At 61.0% G+C, this 17,642-nt stretch carries 15 protein-coding genes; 6 read left to right on the forward strand and 9 right to left on the reverse strand.

The annotated features are described in order from the left end of the window. The first annotated feature begins 151 nt into the window (after window positions 1-151). From Harman_RS19850 to Harman_RS19860, 3 genes are all read left to right on the forward strand, one after another. Entirely contained in the window at window positions 152-610 is a 459-nt protein-coding gene (locus Harman_RS19850; protein ID WP_137685420.1) for a universal stress protein, read from the forward strand. Between the two features lie 499 nt (window positions 611-1,109). Continuing rightward, window positions 1,110-1,928 (forward strand): sugar phosphate isomerase/epimerase family protein, encoded by an 819-nt coding sequence (locus Harman_RS19855; protein WP_137685421.1) that lies wholly within the window; start codon window positions 1,110-1,112, stop codon window positions 1,926-1,928. 117 nt (window positions 1,929-2,045) lie between these two features. Then, window positions 2,046-2,849, forward strand: coding sequence for a sugar phosphate isomerase/epimerase family protein (locus Harman_RS19860; protein ID WP_137685422.1), 804 nt, complete (start codon window positions 2,046-2,048; stop codon window positions 2,847-2,849). A 41-nt stretch (window positions 2,850-2,890) separates the two neighbouring features. On the opposite strand, the gene Harman_RS19865 is transcribed toward Harman_RS19860, so the two are convergent. The 5 genes from Harman_RS19865 to Harman_RS19885 all read right to left on the reverse strand — a co-directional run bounded on the left by Harman_RS19865 (window position 2,891) and on the right by Harman_RS19885 (window position 9,406). Further along, window positions 2,891-3,979, reverse strand: coding sequence for a Gfo/Idh/MocA family protein (locus Harman_RS19865; protein ID WP_137685423.1), 1,089 nt, complete (start codon window positions 3,977-3,979; stop codon window positions 2,891-2,893). 132 nt (window positions 3,980-4,111) lie between these two features. Next, a complete protein-coding gene (locus tag Harman_RS19870; RefSeq protein WP_137685424.1) occupies window positions 4,112-4,945 on the reverse strand; it encodes an ATP-binding cassette domain-containing protein in 834 nt (277 codons plus the stop codon). A 215-nt stretch (window positions 4,946-5,160) separates the two neighbouring features. After that, window positions 5,161-6,693: an ABC transporter permease gene (locus Harman_RS19875; protein WP_160140720.1), complete on the reverse strand. Its 1,533-nt coding sequence runs from the start codon at window positions 6,691-6,693 to the stop codon at window positions 5,161-5,163. A gap of 255 nt (window positions 6,694-6,948) precedes the next feature. After that, entirely contained in the window at window positions 6,949-8,202 is a 1,254-nt protein-coding gene (locus Harman_RS19880) for a substrate-binding domain-containing protein (RefSeq protein ID WP_137685426.1), read from the reverse strand. Window positions 8,203-8,308: 106 nt separating this feature from the next. Further along, the gene (locus Harman_RS19885; RefSeq protein ID WP_137685427.1) at window positions 8,309-9,406 is read right to left on the reverse strand and encodes a Gfo/Idh/MocA family protein; all 1,098 of its coding nucleotides are present in this window, start codon (window positions 9,404-9,406) and stop codon (window positions 8,309-8,311) included. 219 nt (window positions 9,407-9,625) lie between these two features. On the opposite strand from Harman_RS19885, the gene Harman_RS19890 reads away from it, so the two are divergent. Together Harman_RS19890 and Harman_RS19895 are read left to right on the forward strand one after the other, a co-directional pair. Beyond that, complete coding sequence (locus tag Harman_RS19890; protein ID WP_137685428.1) at window positions 9,626-10,429, forward strand: aldo/keto reductase; 804 nt, start codon at window positions 9,626-9,628, stop codon at window positions 10,427-10,429. A 78-nt stretch (window positions 10,430-10,507) separates the two neighbouring features. Continuing rightward, window positions 10,508-11,326, forward strand: a complete 819-nt coding sequence (locus tag Harman_RS19895; protein ID WP_137685429.1) for a sugar phosphate isomerase/epimerase family protein — start codon at window positions 10,508-10,510, stop codon at window positions 11,324-11,326. A gap of 27 nt (window positions 11,327-11,353) precedes the next feature. Here the strand turns inward: Harman_RS19895 and Harman_RS19900 are convergent, their stop codons facing one another. The 3 genes from Harman_RS19900 to Harman_RS19910 all read right to left on the reverse strand — a co-directional run bounded on the left by Harman_RS19900 (window position 11,354) and on the right by Harman_RS19910 (window position 14,733). Beyond that, window positions 11,354-12,184, reverse strand: coding sequence for a DMT family transporter (locus Harman_RS19900; RefSeq protein ID WP_268812817.1), 831 nt, complete (start codon window positions 12,182-12,184; stop codon window positions 11,354-11,356). A gap of 127 nt (window positions 12,185-12,311) precedes the next feature. Further along, complete coding sequence (locus tag Harman_RS19905; protein WP_137685431.1) at window positions 12,312-13,379, reverse strand: 2,3-butanediol dehydrogenase; 1,068 nt, start codon at window positions 13,377-13,379, stop codon at window positions 12,312-12,314. A 118-nt stretch (window positions 13,380-13,497) separates the two neighbouring features. Further along, window positions 13,498-14,733 (reverse strand): mandelate racemase/muconate lactonizing enzyme family protein, encoded by a 1,236-nt coding sequence (locus tag Harman_RS19910; RefSeq protein WP_137685432.1) that lies wholly within the window; start codon window positions 14,731-14,733, stop codon window positions 13,498-13,500. A 354-nt stretch (window positions 14,734-15,087) separates the two neighbouring features. Here Harman_RS19910 and Harman_RS19915 point away from each other — a divergent pair, with 354 nt between their 5' ends. Next, on the forward strand, window positions 15,088-15,879 hold the full coding sequence (locus tag Harman_RS19915) for an HpcH/HpaI aldolase family protein (protein WP_137685433.1): 792 nt from the start codon (window positions 15,088-15,090) through the stop codon (window positions 15,877-15,879). A gap of 206 nt (window positions 15,880-16,085) precedes the next feature. Here the strand turns inward: Harman_RS19915 and Harman_RS19920 are convergent, their stop codons facing one another. After that, on the reverse strand, window positions 16,086-17,588 hold the full coding sequence (locus Harman_RS19920; protein WP_137685434.1) for a CoA-acylating methylmalonate-semialdehyde dehydrogenase: 1,503 nt from the start codon (window positions 17,586-17,588) through the stop codon (window positions 16,086-16,088). Window positions 17,589-17,642 lie beyond the last annotated feature (54 nt).

Consider the following 17,642-nt stretch of genomic DNA (forward strand, 5'->3'; position numbering starts at 1 on the left):
ACTCGGACGGGAGGAATTCAGATACCCTTCTGCGAAGGCCAGAACTCAAAAAAAGCAACCCGGAAGCAATCATCAGGTGCACTATCCACAGACGTTGTGAACGCTACAGGAGGCACAACAGTTAATGGAGTCGTGATCGAATAATTGAATCATGTCAGAGACCATCGAAAATGTCATGCTCGCAATCGGGCCGAACGACCGCGACCACGTCGAGCGGTTACTCGAAAGCGTGATTGCAGTCGCCGGGCCGACTGACGCTACGGTGTACTTAGTACACGTCTTCACGAATGACGAGTACGATCAGCGCATGGATGATCTCGATCTGGACCCGACCTCAGGGGCGCTCCAACCGGATGAAATGGCGTCGCGACACGAAGGTGTCAGGACGCCGGCGGGTCGCCTCGAAGAACTAGGCATCGAATACGAGATTCGGGGGATCGTCGGTAATCCCGAGACTGAGGTCGTCCGTCTCGTGGACGAACTGGACATCGATCAGTTGTTCATCGGCGGCGCTGGGCGTTCGCCGGCCGGGAAGGCGATATTCGGTGACCACGCACAGCAGATCCTCTTGAATGCAGATTGTCCGGTAACCTACGTCCAGCGCGAGTGAAACTGCCTGGAACATCCTTTTTCTAACTGTGTCGGCGACCGTTAATCGAAGCTGTCTGTGACTCACTGGAAACGGTTCCGTCCGGTTCGGTCGCCGATCCGTTCGGAGCATTCAAACACCGGTGATGCCGCTGGACGGTGATACAGAATAGCGTTGCTTCCGGGGGGAAGGTGCTAACCAACCGGGCAACAACTGTCATTAGGCATTTTCAATAACAGACGTACACATGTTATCCATGGATCGCAGACCGTTCGGCCAATCCGAACGTAGTGCAGGCCCCATACGGGAAAGGTTCCAGAAGCGCCTGGTTCATCGCTTCACCTAGTGTGAGTGTCCGATTCAGCCGAATTGCGTTCGTCCCATACGAACGGTATGTGCGACTATCTAACGTACTGTGTCAGTCAGCAGGTGAGCTCGAAACAATTGGCGTCATTGTTGAGCATGGTGAGCGTCAACGGGTTCCCCAATTTATATATCGACTTGGGATGTGGTGTGTTGTATGGGAGTCGGATTCACGACTATCATGTACGGCGAGGAATCGCTGCTTGACGGACTCGCGGACATCGGCGCCTGTCGATACGACGGTGTCGAGACGAGCCTGGGAGAAATCGAGACGGTGGGCGCGGACGCGTTCGCCGAGCAACTGGATGCCTACGACCTCGATCTCTACTGCACGATGGGCGAGTGGCTGGAGACACAGGGCGCGGCCGACCGCATCGCCGCCGGCGCGGAGACGGCGGCCGACCTCGGCGCCCCATACCTTGGCATCCTGCCGCCCCATCGCGGGACGACCAACGACGACGACTTCGAGCGATGGCTCGGAGAGGTCTGTGACGCCGCGGCCGACGCCGGTGTTACGCCTGTCCTCCACCATCACGGCGGAACCAAGGTAGAACAGCTCGACGAGATCGAGGAGTGGCTCGACCGTGGGCCGGACAATCTCGGTCTTCTCTGGGACTCGGCACATCACTACCCCTATGACCCAGAGAGCGCCGATGGCGATGTCTCGAACGGAATCCGGCGGTTCGCCGACGATATCGAGTACGTTCACCTGAAGGACGTGGCACCGGGCGCGAACTTCGACGACCTCGTCGACGCGATCTCTGCTGGAGAGTTCAAACTCGATACGGTCTTCCTGTACTACGACGCCTTCACGGATCTCGGCGAGGGCGTAATCGATTTTGGTGCTGTCCACGAGGCGCTCGACGAAATCGGGTACGACGGTCACATAACCATCGAGGTCGAGAACCAGAACAAGCCCCCGGCCATCCACGCCAAGGAGAACCTGGACTACTGGTGGGCGATCACCGGGCAGTAAGTACCTCGTCTGTCGCTTGTCGGGCACGTTCCAATCCGTTGCTCGATCTGACCGCCGACCGACGAATCGATTCGTGTACAAAACGTTTTGTCCCTGGCTTGTGTGAGGTAGATCTGTATGGGAACCGGATACGCGACCATCATGTACGACTCGGAGGCGGTCGTCTCCGAGGGCATCGGCGACTTCGCTGCCTGTCGCTACGACGGCGTCGAAATCGGTCTCGGCAAAGCCGAAGCTGTGGGCGAGGCGAAGCTGAGTGAACTGCTCGAAGAATACGACCTCGACCTGTACTGCGTCATGGCGGGTTGGCTCAACACCGAGGAGGACCTGCAGGCGGCCGTCGACGGCGCTGCATTGGCCGGTTCGTTGGGTGCTGACTTCCTCGGTATCCTCCCGCCGCCACGCGGCGTCGTCGACGACGAAACCTTCGCCGACTGGCTTGACCGGATTGGGGCTGCCGCAGCCGAGGCCGGCGTGACACCCATCGTGCACCATCACTTCGGCGCACACGTCGAACAGCCCGAGGAGATCCGCCGCTGGCTCGATGAGGGACCGGACAACCTCGAACTCCTGTTCGATACCGCCCACTACTACGCTTACGGCGACATCACCGAGGGCATCGAACGGTTCGCCGACGACATCGCCTACGTCCATCTCAAGGACATCGACCCGCCCGCGGAGTTCCAGACGCATGTCGAGAACCTCACCGCTGGCAAGAAGGACTACGACAGCATCGTGAACTACATCTGGGCCTTCACGGATCTCGGCAAGGGCGTCATCGACTTCGGCGAGGTCTCAGCGACCCTCGACGCGGTCGGTTACGAGGGCCACCAGACCATCGAAATAGAGAATCAGAAGGACCACCCGCTGGTTCACGCGAAAGAGAACATCGACCACCTCCGGTCGGTCACCGAGCGCTGAGCGGCCGGTTCGACTGTTCTTTAGGGTCACGGCTCAGAGCGTTACGTCCGGGCGTCGCCGACGAGATCGTGACCCTCGAACTCCCGGAACAGGTCGGCGATGAGTTCCACGTCGTGTTGTGCGTCGGTCGGCGTAGTCCGCGGTGTCGCGTCGCCCTCGACACAGCGCACGAAGTGTTCAAGCTCCCGCTTGAATGCCTCGTCATACGACGGCGTGTGGATCGTCTCTTCCATTTCCGCTGTGCCCTTCTTGACGCGTACGTCCGACGGCGTGTTCTTGATGAACGCGTTAGAAAAGCCAATGGAGACCGAACGGTCCGGCGCGTCCACCTGGATGCGCTCGTCGTACCACAGCCGGTCAGTCGCGCCGGATTCGAGCATACACCGGAGGTCGCCCTCGTAGCGGAGCTGTGCGGTCAGGTACTTCCAGTCGTTGAACACGTCGACGTGATCAATGTCGGTGACGGAACCGAGCACGCCGCGCAGCGCGTTGATGTCGTGACAGATGCTCTCCAGATGGTAGCCGTAGGCGCGGCCAAGCGTCTCGTCATCGGTACCGATGGCCTCGGCGCACTGTTGCTGCCGGGCGGCCATGCTCTCTTCGATGAACTCGTCGTCTAGGTAGGCCTGGATGAGGTCGTATGTGTCCTCAAGAACTGCTCCCACATCCGGTGGGATGACGACGCTAGTCGCGAGGTCAATTGTATCGATGTCGTCGACCAGTTCCGCGAAGCGCTGGTAGCCCGGGTCGTAGCGCTTCATGTAGCCGACCATGCACTCCGCATCGGTGTTCTCGGCCGTCTCGACGACGCGCTCGGCGTCTTCGGGCGTAACCGCGATGGGCTTCTCGACGAACGTGTGCAGCCCCGCTTCAAGCGCGGCGATGGCGAGGTCGGCGTGAGTCTGCATTGGTGTAGCGATGACGACCCCGTCGAGGTTCTCCTGTTGCTCGTTGATGAGTTCTTCGCTGTCCTGGTAGCGGTTGGGGACGTTGTACCGCTCGGCCAATGTCTCCGAGGTGTTCGCGCCCGGATCGGCCAGCGCCTCAATTTCGACTTCGGGGATCTCCGCGAGATACGGGAGATGCATTATCTGGGCAATGCTACCTGCTCCGATCATTCCGACTTTCATGACGAAAGAAAATGCGGGTGACATTCACAAATAGGTTTCCCTCGACAGGCGAATTTGCAGCGGTCCGGATGCCGAGCGGGCCGCTAACATAGACAGCGAGTCAGAGAACGAGGTAGGGCAGACGACAGAACGCTACTGGATCGCGCCGGTCATCCGACCGACGAGATCCTCGCGGTCGATGGTGCCGTCGTTGTCAAGTTCCGCGACGAGGTTCCCCGAGCGAAGCACGGCCACGCGGTCGGCCACGTCGAAGACTTCCTGGAGGTTGTGCGTGATGAAGATGACCGTCTTTCCGGAGGCCTGCAGCTCCTCGATCAGATCGAGAATCTTCTGTGACCCCTCGACGGACACCTCAGCGGTCGGCTCGTCGAGGATGACGATTCGGGGGTCGGAGATGAGCGCGCGGGCCACCGCTACGGCCTGCTGTTGCCCGCCGGAGAGCTCCTCGGTGATCGCCCTCGGGTCGATCTCAAAGCCAATCTCATCAAGGGCCTCGATGGATCGCTGTTCCATGTACTCACGGTCAATCCGACGGAACAGTTTCCCAGAGATGCCGTCTTTCAGCGGCTCGCGACCCATGAACACGTTCGAGGCCACGTCATGTTGCATCGAGAGGGACATGTCCTGGAACACCGTCTCGATGCCAGCCCGTTTGGCCATCGACGGGGATTCGAGGACGATGTGTTCCATCTCGTCCGTCTCTTCGTCGCGCATGTAGAACTGGCCGGACGTGGCGGGGATGACGCCCGAGAGGAGCTTGATAAACGTCGACTTTCCGGCCCCGTTGTCGCCGACGATGGACAACACTTCGTTTTCCTTGATCGAGAGCGAGACATCTTCGAGGGCGACGACTCCGCCGTAGTGCTTTGAGACGTTCTCGACGGAGAGGATGGTGTCGTCGTCAGTCTTCGAAGCGGTGGCGGTGCTCACGTCAGTGCTTACCGTAGATTCGTCTGCCTTTGACATGGTAGAGTTCTCGCCATCCACCAATATAAATGTGGTGGGTTACGACACCGATGTTAAGCCGCCCTACCGGTAGTTCTCGGCAGCCAGGACTCGCGAGTGTCGCAGAGGACGAACCGAAAACGAACGACCAGATCGAGGATCATATGGACTTCCGTTCTTCGGGAGCGACCGAGGACAGAGTCAACGGACGGCGAAACCAAAGATAACCGTTTGAATCAGTTGATGGTCGATATCTGCGTCAGCGTGAAGGCGACGACCAGCGCCCAGAGGATAACCATCATTGCAACCGAGAGAGCCGCGTTCCGTCCGCTGAACTCGTGGAGGACCTGCGTCGAACGGTACAGGAGATACAGCGTCGGGAGGAACACGAGCGCGGCCACGCCGATCACAAGCGGCGCGATGAAGTCCCAGCCCGAGAGGAGGACCGGAATGAACAGCAGGACAGCCGGCGAGAAGCTGTAGATCACGCCTTGGAGCGTGGTGTCGAAGTCTCGCCGCGTGCCGATTGTCTTCACACCGGCGTGCAGGAATACCGTCGACAGCAGGATGAGTCCCGCCATCATCATGAACATCACCAGCGGGAGTGTGCCCAGCGCCGCGACGCCCGGACTCACGATGGCGAAGGAGAAGCCCCAGCCAACCATAACATCCACGACGGTCATCACGACCAGCGTCACGAGCGTCAGGATGATAGTCCCCACAGTCGCAAACATGAGCGGCTCGTCAATGCCTTGCACGTCGCTGCGGACGTACTCGAAGAACGACTCCGCATCGCTGACGAGGTCCGTGAGCGGTTCGATGTACCCGTTAGTCAGGTGCTCAGCGCGAACGTCGCGGCTCAGCACCTCGATTAGCACGGCCGAAATGATGAAGATCCCAGTGAACACCTGGAACAGGCGAACACCCAGCCCCGCGAGCACGAGGATGTTCTGGGTGAGCGCAAACACGAGCGCCCCGAGGAACGTACCGGGCATCGAGCCCTCGCCGCCGAAGAGGTTCGTCCCGCCGATGACGACACTCGCGATGACGATCAGTTCGGTCCCCTGTCCGGTTGACGGGGAGACAGCCTGTGTGAACGCGAGTTGGCCGATACCGGCGAAGGCTGCCAGCAGTGCGACCAGCATGAAGTTGATTATCTTGATGTGGTCGGTCTTGATACCCGTCCGGCTCGCACTTTCCTGGCTCCCGCCAGTGAACATCGAGCGGTAGCCGAATGCGGTCCTGTTGAGGACGTAGTAGCCGAGGACCAGGAACAGGATGGTCCAGACGATCTGGATCGGGAACTGCTGGATCAGGGCGGGTCCGGAGGCTAGTTCCGCGACACCACCGATATAGAACAACAGGTCGGGGTAGTTGTCGCTGCTAATCGTCGCGGTTTGTCCCTGCAAAATAACGAGGTTCGCGCCCCGAAGTAGTGTCAACGTCCCGATGGTGACGATAAGTGACGGGAGTCCCAGTTTGGTAATCATCAGACCCTGGAACAGCCCGTACAGGGCCGCAAACAGGAGCACCAGCAACACCACAAACAGGATTGGGTAGCCGGTTCCGTACATAGTCGCCACCAGTGCGCCACAGACGGCCATCAGCGAGCCGACTGAGAGGTCGAACTCCCCGGAGACCATCAGCAGGGTCATCCCGTATCCGATGATGGCCGTCACTGCGGTGTTTCGAACAATACCAACCATGTTGTCCGTGCTGAGGAATACGTCTGCCCGGACGAGCGTCCCGAGAATCAGAAGGACACTCACTGCGAGTATCGCCCCGACTTCCCGACTTTGTAACAGTCGCGATACGCTGCCTAATCCACTGTCTCTTGATACTGAGGCATCGACCTCTGCCATACTTGGTCCGATGCCTTCATCAATTATAAAACATTGGTTTTACGGCATATATCGTATGACTATTCGAGGGGCTAGCACGCTCTCGACGAGCGGGAACCACAGCGATAAATGACTGGGAATTACCCTTGAAGGGGTCGGTAGAGAGGATGAGGTACAATCGCGTCAGTAGTTGTTGTCCTGCCAACTCTGTAAGTCACCCCACGATCCGGAACGACGCCGAGCAAAGTCGAGGTTCGATTCGTCGATGACGGAAATCCCGGTGTTGAAGTCTTTCATTGGGACACCGCGCTCCATGTAGTTCCACATCATGTTGACCGGCATACTCCCTTGGCTGTAGGGATCCTGCCCCGCAGTGAAGTCGATAGTTCCCTTTTCGATCCCGTCCAGCGTCGGCCCGGGGAGGTCAAAGCCACCGACCGTCATTTCGTCTTGGAGGCTGTTGTTCTCAACGAGGCGGCCGCCGGCGATTGCCCCCTGGAGGGCGGTCCCTAGGATGAGATTGATATCCGGGGTCGAACTGTACTTCGTGTCGACACGGTTGATTGCCTGTGACAGATCGCCACTGACGTTCAGCGTATCTAACACGGTGACATCGTCCTGTGCTTCGAGTGCCATTCGAATCCCTTCAGCACGTGCTGAGAGTGCCGGGTGGTCCGGTGCAGACGTCGTCGGCAGTGCGACGATCTCCCCGTCAACTTTCTCGGTGGCCCGCTCGTACCCGGTCTGACCGACTGCCACGCCAGCTTCAACGAACTTCTGTCCCACGTAGGGGATGACGGTTCCGAACGTGTCCATCATCTCGCTGTATTGACCCGAATAAACGCTCGTGTTGAACGAGGCAACGGGAATGTCGTTGTCGATAGCGTTCTGAATCGGACCGGTGTACTGGTCCTTGTTCAGAATGCTCGTCGCAATGGCATCTTCGCCGTTATTGAGTCGCGAGATCGTGGTATTAAGTGTCTCTATCTGCTGGGCGGGGTCGTGACTCGACGGACCGATGAACTCGCCCGTCCAGCCGACGTTGTTCAGTGCATCGTTCATTCCAACGATGATGCCAGTCATGAACTCGTCGACGACGTGTGTGACAAACACCATCTCTCGTTCCTCGTGAGTTGGGTTCGAGAGATCCATGCTGTCGGCGGTTGGCGGGGGGACGAGCGGGACTCGAAGCGCTGTTGGAAGCGAGTCCGATCCACCGCCACCGTCGCTCTGCCCACCGGAGCCATCACCGCTTTCTCCGTCGGCAGATTCCGTCGGTGTCTGACTCTCAGATCGGAGCCCACCACAGCCGGCAAGCGCCGACAAACCGCCCGCGAGACCGACTGCACTCATCTGCTTCATCAAGTTCCGTCGTGATACACCGAGGTCAATCGACACGATGTCGTCACCGTGATCGGGTGCGTTACCGTCAGGCATACACCTATCACAATACAGAACACACAAATAAACATTTCTATTAATCACCCATAATTCAGGGAGGTAGCGAGCGACAGTTCTGCTGTGGATGGAAGCGACAGAGCGCTCAGACCTGTACCCACTCTCCACGGTCGTCGCTCTCGCGGATAGCCTCGACCACGCGCTGGACCGCGACACCGTCCTCGAAATCGGGCCGATGCCGCCGGCGGTCCGCGACCGCCGAGAGGAACTCGTAGTTCTCGTGGACGAACGTGTGCTCCCAGCCGATGATATGGCCCGCCGGCCACCAGCGATCCATGTACGGGTCGTCGTCGTCCGTCACCAGTATCTGCTGATAGCCGCGGTCCTCCGGGCCCTTGACCTGTAGTTCGTTAAGGCGCCGGAGTGAGAACTTCAGTGCGCCCTCGGAGCCATAGATCTCAATGGCGTTGTCCGCCTTCCGTCCGGTGGCAATGCGGGAGCCCTCGAGGACGCCCTCTGCGCCGTTCTCGAACTCGATGAGAGCCGAATACTCGTCATCAGTGGTTACCGGCCGGTTCCCATCGCCGTCGGGGTCCGTCCGTTCCGTGACCTGTGTCACGAGCGACCCGCTGAGTCGGTCGATGTCGCCAACGATCCAGCGCACCAGGTCGATGGTGTGGGAACCCACGTCGCCTACGACGCCAGTGCCGGAGGCATCAGCGTCACAGCGCCAGTTCCAGGGAAGGGTCGGGTCAGCTAACCAATCCTGGAGACACCGGCCCTTGACGCGGTAGATCTCGCCCAGTTCGCCTGCGTCGACCAGTCGCTTGGCCAGCTGGATCGCAGGCACGTAGCGGTAGTTGAACCCCGTTGCGGCGATAGCATCGCTCGCGCGGGCGGTGTCGCGCATCTCCCGCGCCGTCTCGATGTCGGGCGCGAGCGGCTTCTCGCAGAGGACGTGGATATCCGACTCCAGCGCCGCGATGGTCGGCTCGGCATGGACGTGATTCGGCCCGAGGTTGTAGAACACGTCCACCTCGTCGATCACGTCGCGCCAGTCCGTCGCGACCCGGTCGAAGCCGAACCGGTCGGCCGCGTCGCTGACAGCCGACTCGTTCCGGCCGATGAGCACGTCCCGATTCGTAGCCGGTGCGTCGGGGAAGAACATGGGGAGTCGTGCGAGCGCGTTCGCGTGTGCCTTTCCCATAAACCGATAGCCGAGGAAACCGATGTCGAGTGTCATGCGGTCACCTCCGCCGGCTCGCGAGCAAGCGCGGACAATGGCCTGATCGGGGAGCGATTCCCTACTGACGCGTCAGGGCGACAGCGGGTACTGTCAGTGTGGAACTCTGCGCACATCGAGTAAAGTCTCGGGAGCCCGCGAGAAAAAGATTTGGAGAGATGGAAGGAGTGATTCGCCGAAGCCGACACCACTATACGACTCGCATGGAAATGCGCAGATATGCTCGAAGACGAAACACGACTCGGACTCGGGACGTATACGCTCACCGACGCGGACGGTGTAGAGACGATCAAAGCGGCGATCGAACACGGGTATCGCCACATAGACACCGCTCGGCTCTACGGGAACGAGGAGGAGGTTGGAGAGGCCATCGCCGCCGCCGATGTCGACCGCGACGACCTTTTTGTCGCGACGAAGGTTGCACACTTCGAGGAGCCCGAAAAGACCCCCCAGTACGTCGAACGCGCGGTCGACGAGAGCTTCGAGAAGCTCGGTCTCGACCGCATCGACCTGCTGTATCACCACTGGCCGCGTGGCCAGGACGATATCGAGACGGTCCTGCCCGTCCTTGCCGACCGCGTCGACGACGGCCGGGTCGACAATCTCGGAGTGAGCAACTACACCGTCGACGACCTCGAACTCGCCGACGACCTGATCGACCACCCCATCGACGCCCTCCAGGTCGAGATGCACCCCCTGCTCCAACAGGACGGGATCCGGGAACACCTCGCCGGTACCGAGACGGACCTCGTGGCGTACTCGCCGCTGGCCCAGGGCGAAGTGTTCGACGTCGATGTCATCTCGGATATTGCCGAGAAGCACGGTGTCTCGGAGCCGGTCGTCTCGCTCGCGTGGCTGCTCTCGAAGGATCGCGTGACGGCAATCCCGCGAACGAGTTCCGTCGACCACCTGCGCGACAACTTCAGTGCGCTAGGGGTCGACCTCGATGCCGAGGACATTGAGCGCATCGACGCCATCGAGCGGACCCACCGCTGTGAAGACCCCGACTGGATGACCTGGTAAGGGCAATCGCACCATTTCGACGTACTGGTTGGTGTGACCGACCCACACATTTTTGATTTCGACGGAACAGTCCCGAGTATGGGGACCGGATACACCACCATGATGTACGACAGTGCCGATGTCGAACGAGGTTTCGAAGACATCGCTGCGTGTCGGTACGACGGCGCGGAGATCGGGCTCGGGAAGATCCAGGCCGCCGGCTCCGACACGGTCGAGCGTGCCCTCGACGAGACGGGATTGGACCTCTACTGTGTCATGAGTGACTGGCTGGAGACAGAAGCGGCGGTCAAGCGAGTCGAAGGCGACCTCCAGATGATAGCTGATCTCGGGGCCGAGTTCATCGGTCTGCTCCCGCCCCAGCGCCACCGCCACGACGACGCGACCGTTGAGCAGTGGGTCGGCCGTCTCGCCGACGCGGCCACCGAGGTCGGCGTGACGCCGCTCGTCCACCACCACGGCGCGACACACGTCGAGCAGCCGGAGGAGACGCGGCGGCTTCTCGACGCCGTGAACGACCTCGAACTGCTGTGGGACTCGGCGCATCACTACCCCTACGGCGAGCACTTCCCCGACGGCGACGTCTCCGACGGCGTTGAGCGGTTCGCCGACGACATCGCGTACGTCCACCTGAAGGACGTAGCCCCGCCGACCGGGTTCGACGATGTCCGAGACAGCCTCACCGAGGGCGAGTTCCACCTTGACAACGTCATTAACTACTTCCGCTCGTTCACTGACCTCGGTGAGGGGGTACTAAACTTCGAAGGGCTGTCCGACGCGCTGGAGGAGGTGGGCTACGACGGCCACTGCACCATCGAAATCGAGAATCAGACCGAGAAGGCGCTCGTCCATGCCAAGGAAAACGCCGACTACTGGCGGGCGGCAAATGACGGTCGCTGAGACGAACTGTCATTCTTACAGCCTGAGTCAGGACAACTGCATCAGCGTGGCCCCGGCAATGATTGCGGTGATACCGGTAAGTACACGTGGGGACTTCGGGAACTGCCGAGCGAGCCCATACGACAGGGCAACGATGACCAGCGGATAGACATTCGAGAGCGGGACGACAGTCACGACGGTCCCGATCTGAAGTGCAGAGAACCAGGCCAACCAGTTCCCGGTCACAAACACGCCGGCGAAAACGAATGCCACCAGCGCCGTCCGGTCACTAATTCTGACCCGCCGCCGGGAGTCCGAGGAGACGCCGAACAGTCCGACAAAGGCGACCAGTGCGGCCGTCTGTCCCACTGCAGTCGCGACCAGCGGCTTCGAGTAAGCGTTGAGCCCGACCTTCACGAGGACGAACGAACAGCCCAACAGCGCCATCGCGGTGATAGGAAGGACGAGATCACGGGCGGTCATCTGCCCGAGCTCTGCGGTGATGATGTCCGTCGTCTCGTCGGCATCAGTCCCCGAAAGCTGGAGCAGGACCCCGCCGGCCATGATACAGAGCAGCCCGACGCCCGTGAGGACGGTAAACGGCTCGCCCAAGAGCGGCAAGGCGAGCACTGTGGCGACCGCTGGATTCGCACTGACGATTGCTGACGAGACGCGTGCCCCGATGCGGTCGATACTCCGGAAGTACAACAGCCGGAATGCCGCGGGGTTGGCGAGGCCGGCCACGGCGAAGGGTGCAAGCTTCAACGGGTCGACCCCGGCAAATGAGGTCCCACGGGCGACCAGTAGCGTCCAGAATACGACGACACTGACGACGATACTGGTGACAGCCGCGGTGAGGGTCGGTTCCCTATCCTTCAGGAACGTCCCGTTGTCGAGACCTTACTCGACGGAGAGCGACTGGAGGGCCGAGAACACTGATGCTAGCAGCGCCAGTCCAACGCTCAGTTCCAGCAGTGCCATGGCTACGCGGGACGTTCGGCTGCGGTCATGGTTCGACGAGGATTTTGACGTGGTCGGTGTCCGGTGAGGCTAGTTCCTCGATGCCCTTTTCGACGAGATTGTCCAGTCTGATTCGCCTCGTAACGAAGGTGTCTACGTCCACGTCACCATCGGCCAGCGACTCAATGACGGCGTCGAACTCCGTTCGGAACGACAGCGGCGGGAAGCCATAGCAGTACGTGCCACGGATGGTCCGCTCGCCTGTGACCACCTTCTGGAGGGCCACACTCGTCGTTCCGCTGGTCATGCTGCCGACGGTGAGACAGCCGCCTCGGCGCGTGCTCTCGATGGCAGCGTTGACCGCTGGAGCCACGCCGGCGAACTCGAATGACGTGTCCACACCGCCGTCGGTTGCGGTCGCGATCTGCTCCCCGGCGTCGGACTCAGTCGGGTCCACAGCGACGTCAGCGCCGAGTTCGAGCGCGACCTCTCGCCGTACCGGGTTCGGCTCGGAGGCGAATATCCGCTTTGCGCCTGCGTCCCTAAGCGCGTGGACAACGGTCAGTCCAATGGGACCACAGCCGAAGACTGCGGCGGTTTCGCCGGCGCACAGTTCCGACCGCCTGACCGCATGAAGACCCACCGCGAGCGGCTCGACCAGTGCGCCCTGCCAGGCGGGTACGCCCTGTGGGAGTCGGTGGATCTGCCCGGCCGGGATGACGGCTGACTCAGCGAAGCCACCCTCACCGGTCTGGAGCCCGACCGCTAGCACGTCCTCACAGCGGTTGTACGCCCCATCCTCGCAGTACCGACAGTCATTACAGGGGATATTGGGGTGCACGGCGACCGAGTTCCCGACCTCGACGCCGGTCACGTCGTCGCCGACCTCGCTGACGGTCCCACCGAACTCGTGGCCGATAGTAATCGGCCGGCTGGCGCCCGACCTCGGATTGGGATCTGCTGGCGTATATTCAGCGTGTTCGTACTCGTGAACGTCCGTGCCACAGATGCCACAGGCCGCTACGTCGACCCGTACGTCGGCCGGCCCGATCGCGGCCGGCTCCACGTCGTCGATCCGTACGTCGCCCGCGCCGTAGAAGCGCGCGGCTCTCATGGCTGTCGCCCCGCTGTGTCACTCGGTTGCATGTGCAATTGGATGGCTCTCCGGGGAGCGTGCTAACACTTTCGGTCAAACTGTCGCGGGAAAACGAACCGACGGCGAGTGAACCGTGTTACTCCTTGCGATGCTGCTCGACGACGTCCCAGTCCAGTTCGATGCCCAAGCCCGGCGAGTCGGGGATCTGGATGCGACCGTTCTGGATGAAATCTGTCTCGCGGGCGAGCAGATCTTCCCACCATGGTACCTCACGGGCGTGATACTCCAGCGCTACGAAGTTCGGCACCGTCGCACCGACGTGGGCCGTCGCGGCCGTGGCGACTGGGCTCCCGATGTTGTGGGGGACCAGCGCCTGGTAGTACGCTTCAGCCATGTCGGCGATCTTCTTCGTCTCGGCGATGCCGCCCGTCTTCGGCACGTCGGGCGCGAGGAAGTCGACGGCCTGATCTTCGATGAGGTCGCGGAAGCCGTGGCGGCCGTAGCGGTTTTCGCCGGTGAGGATAGTCGCATTCACTCGGCGCTTGAGCTCCCGCATCGCATCAGTGTTCTCCGGCGGCAGCGGGTCCTCAATCCACGCGAGGTCGTACGGTTCGAGCGCGCGACAGAGCCGTTCAGCCGTCTCCGGGCTGAAGTTCCAGTGGAGGTCAACGGCGATTTCCGCGTCGTCACCGATCTCTTCCATCACGGCCGCGACGACGCGTTCCTTGTGGTCGATCTCCGCCGGGTCGAAGTGCCGCGATAGCGTGTCGATCTCGCGGCCCGAGGGCACGTCGAGGTCGAATTTCACGATATCGAATCCATCCTCGACGGCGGCGCGGGCGGCCTTCGCATAGGCCTCCGGTTCGTAGGTCTCCTCCTCTTGGCCCTCTTTGGCTGACTCGACCATCGCCTCGCCGGCGTGACAGTCAGCGTAGACAGCCACCTCCTCGCGGACCTTTCCGCCGAGCAGCTGGTAGACCGGCTGGTCCAGCAGCTTGCCCGTCGCGTCCCACAGAGCGAGTTCAACGCCACTGATGGCGATGGTACCGACGCCTTCTTGGGAGCCGCGCCCGGAAAGACTCTCTCGCATGAGATTGTAGAGGCGTTCTACATCTGTCGGATTCTCCCCGACCAGTACCGGACGGAGGTAGTCCGTGATAATCTCGTGGACGCCAGGCGAGGGGTAGGCCTCGCCGATACCGGTGACGCCTTTGTCTGTTTCGACGGTGACGATGGTCCACGGGAAGTTCCCGTCGATGACCATCGTGTTCAGGTCGGTAATCTCTGCTGGTGGGCCGTCCGCGCGGCGCGGTGTCTCGTCGAAGTCGGCCCACATCGTCGCTGCGAGCTTGGATGCGAAGTCTTCGTACATGGTTTGTGTGTTAGTCCGTACCTGCATCCGGTACGGGATGAGTATGTCGGAACGAGCGATCTCCGCTCGTAGTTCTGTCTCGGCAACCCGGTGTCGTCTGGCCCAACGACTCCAAACGGGAACCGCCGGACCCGACAATACCGAATCGCATCGTTTGCGATATACACGTTTGTCCTGTTATAAGTTCCGATGAGATGGACGATCTGGTGACTCGCCCGAAGGGCCCATCCTCGCATGCGGCGCTCACCCGCATTTTTTTATGCATTGACCTGAATAACTATCATAGATAGACCGATAGACAGCCGAGACTAGTCTGGCCTCCCACCGACTGTCACGGCATGGACTCTGATACACATGACTCACATCAAAGACGCAATCGAAGCAGACGACAACCCTCTCGGGACCTGGATCTCGGTCGGGCATCCGACGATTGCTGAGGCGACAGCCCAGCTCGACCTCGACTTCCTCCTCGTCGACATGGAACATACGACGATGGACTTAGAAACAATAGAGAGCATGGCACGCGGCGTCGACGCCGCGCCCGGCGACACGGACATGATCGTGCGTGTCCCGTGGAACGACCCGGTCCGGCTCAAGCGCGTCATCGATATCGGCGTCGCCGGCGTCATGGTTCCGATGATCGGCTCTGCCGAGGAGGCAGAAGAACTCGTCCGCTCGCTCCGATATCCCCCGGACGGCATCCGCGGCATCGCCGGCAGTCGGGCGACCCGCTACGGGAAGAACTTCGAGGAGTACGTCACCAGCGCGAACGGTTCGATCCTCACTATTGCGCAAATCGAGACCGAGGAGGGGATGGAGAACGCACAAGAGGTGGCCGCCGTCGACGGCATCGACTCGCTGTTCGTCGGCCCAGCCGACCTCTCTGGCTCACTCGGGATGTTCGCCGAGTGGGACTCCGAGGAGTTCGACGAGGCTGTCCAGTCGATCATTGACGACAGCCACGCGGTCGACGTACCCGTCGGGACGCTGACGACCGACATCCATGCCATCGAGTCCCGCGTCGACCAGGGCTTTGACTTCCTCATCGCCGGCAAGGACGTGGCTCTCCTGATGGACAGCGTCGAAACAGCCATCGACAACTACGCTGAGGCGCTCGACAAGCCGGTCTCCGCCTCCAGCGACTGACCGCCCGACTTCTGTATGCCGGCTCTTTCGCGTTCCGAATCGACAGGCACGGAGCCTGTTGTTCATAATGTAGACAGACCGTAAGACTGGGCTGTTCGCGACACGAGCGACATACTGTTCGCTATCTGAGGGCGTTAGCGCGAAATGAGAGAAACGTCGGAAACGAGAAACGACGTAGGGGAGCTGGGGCTACGACGGCTGGGACGTCAGTGGCTGTAGTAGCGCTCGATGGTGATGGTCTTGTCCGTGTAGAAGTTGATGGCGTCCTCGCCTTGGGCGTGGAGGTCTCCAAAGAAGGAGTCCTTGCGCCCACCGAAGTGGAAGAAGCCCATCGGCGCACAGACACCGACGTTGATGCCGATGTTTCCGGCGTCAACCTCGTAGCGGTACTTTCGGGCTTCCGCGCCGTTCTCCGTGTACAGCGAGGAGGCGTTGCCGTACTGGGTGCTATTGACCATCTCGATGGCTTCGTCGATGTCCTCGGCCTTGGTCAGTGCCATCACCGGGCCGAAAATCTCGGTCTGGGTGATGTCCATGTCGGTCGTGACGTTTTCGAGCAGCGTGGGCCCGAGGAAGTTTCCATCAGGGTAGTCGGGGTGCTCGAAGTCACGGCCGTCGACAACGAGGTCCGCGCCCTCGTCGATTGCATCCTCGATCATGCCCTTGACACGCTCTGCGGACTCGCCCGTGATGAGCGGGCCAACGTCGGTGTCTTCTTCGAGGCCGTTGCCGACGGTGAGGTCGTCGACGGCGTCGAGGACCTCCTCACGCAGCGGCTCGTAGCTGTCGCCGACGCCGACGACTACGTCGTTGGCGAGACAGCGCTGGCCGGCGTTGCCGTATACCGAGCCGATGACGTTCGGGACTGCCTCTTCGAGTTCGGCGTCTTCGGAGACAACAGCGTAGTTCTTCGCACCGCCCTGGGCCTGCACGCGCTTGCCGTGCTCGGCAGCGGTCTGGTAGATGTGCTGAGCGACGGGGGTCGACCCGACAAAGGAGATGCCCTCGATATCGTCGTGTTCCAGCAGGGCGGTGACAGTGTCGACACCGCCGTTGACGAGGTTAACAACCCCGTCAGGGAAGTCAACCGCGTCGACGGCTTCGAAGATGATCTGGGAACTGAGCGGGACTTTTTCGCTCGGCTTGAGGATGAAGGTGTTACCCGTAGCAACGGCGTACGGCAGGAACCACAGCGGAATCATCGCCGGGAAGTTAAACGGCGTGACCGCGGTGAACACGCCCAGCGGCTGTCGGATAGCGTGTTCGTCCATGCCGGTGGCCACGTCTTGGACGTTGCCGCTGCCCTCGCGCATCATGTTTGGGATGCCAGCGGCGACCTCGACATTCTCGATACCGCGGCGGATCTCGCCGCGTGCCTCGTTCAAGGTTTTGCCGTGCTCGCGGGTCAGTGCTTGCGCGATGTCCTCTTGGCGGTCTTCGAGTTCCTGTTTGAGGTCGAAAATGTACTGGACGCGCTCGACCGGCGGTGTACGTGACCACTCCTCGAATGCCTCGCTCGCGGTCTGGACGGCCTCGTCGACATCGTCTGCGTCGGCAAAGGACACGTCGGCCAGTGTCTCGTTCGTCGCCGGGTTGACGACGGGCTGGCCCTGGTCGGACTCAACCGAGACCCACTCGCCACCGACGTAGCTGTCTACGGTGTCTGGGACGGCAGCCGTGTCTGGCGACTGCTCTTGCTTGCTCGTCATACACAAAACATCTCTCGTTCCACCTATAAATGTGTTACGCCATAAACACAGTTC

Origin of the sequence: Haloarcula mannanilytica (genome assembly GCF_005406125.1) — an archaeon.
In the GTDB taxonomy this organism is placed as follows: domain Archaea; phylum Halobacteriota; class Halobacteria; order Halobacteriales; family Haloarculaceae; genus Haloarcula; species Haloarcula mannanilytica.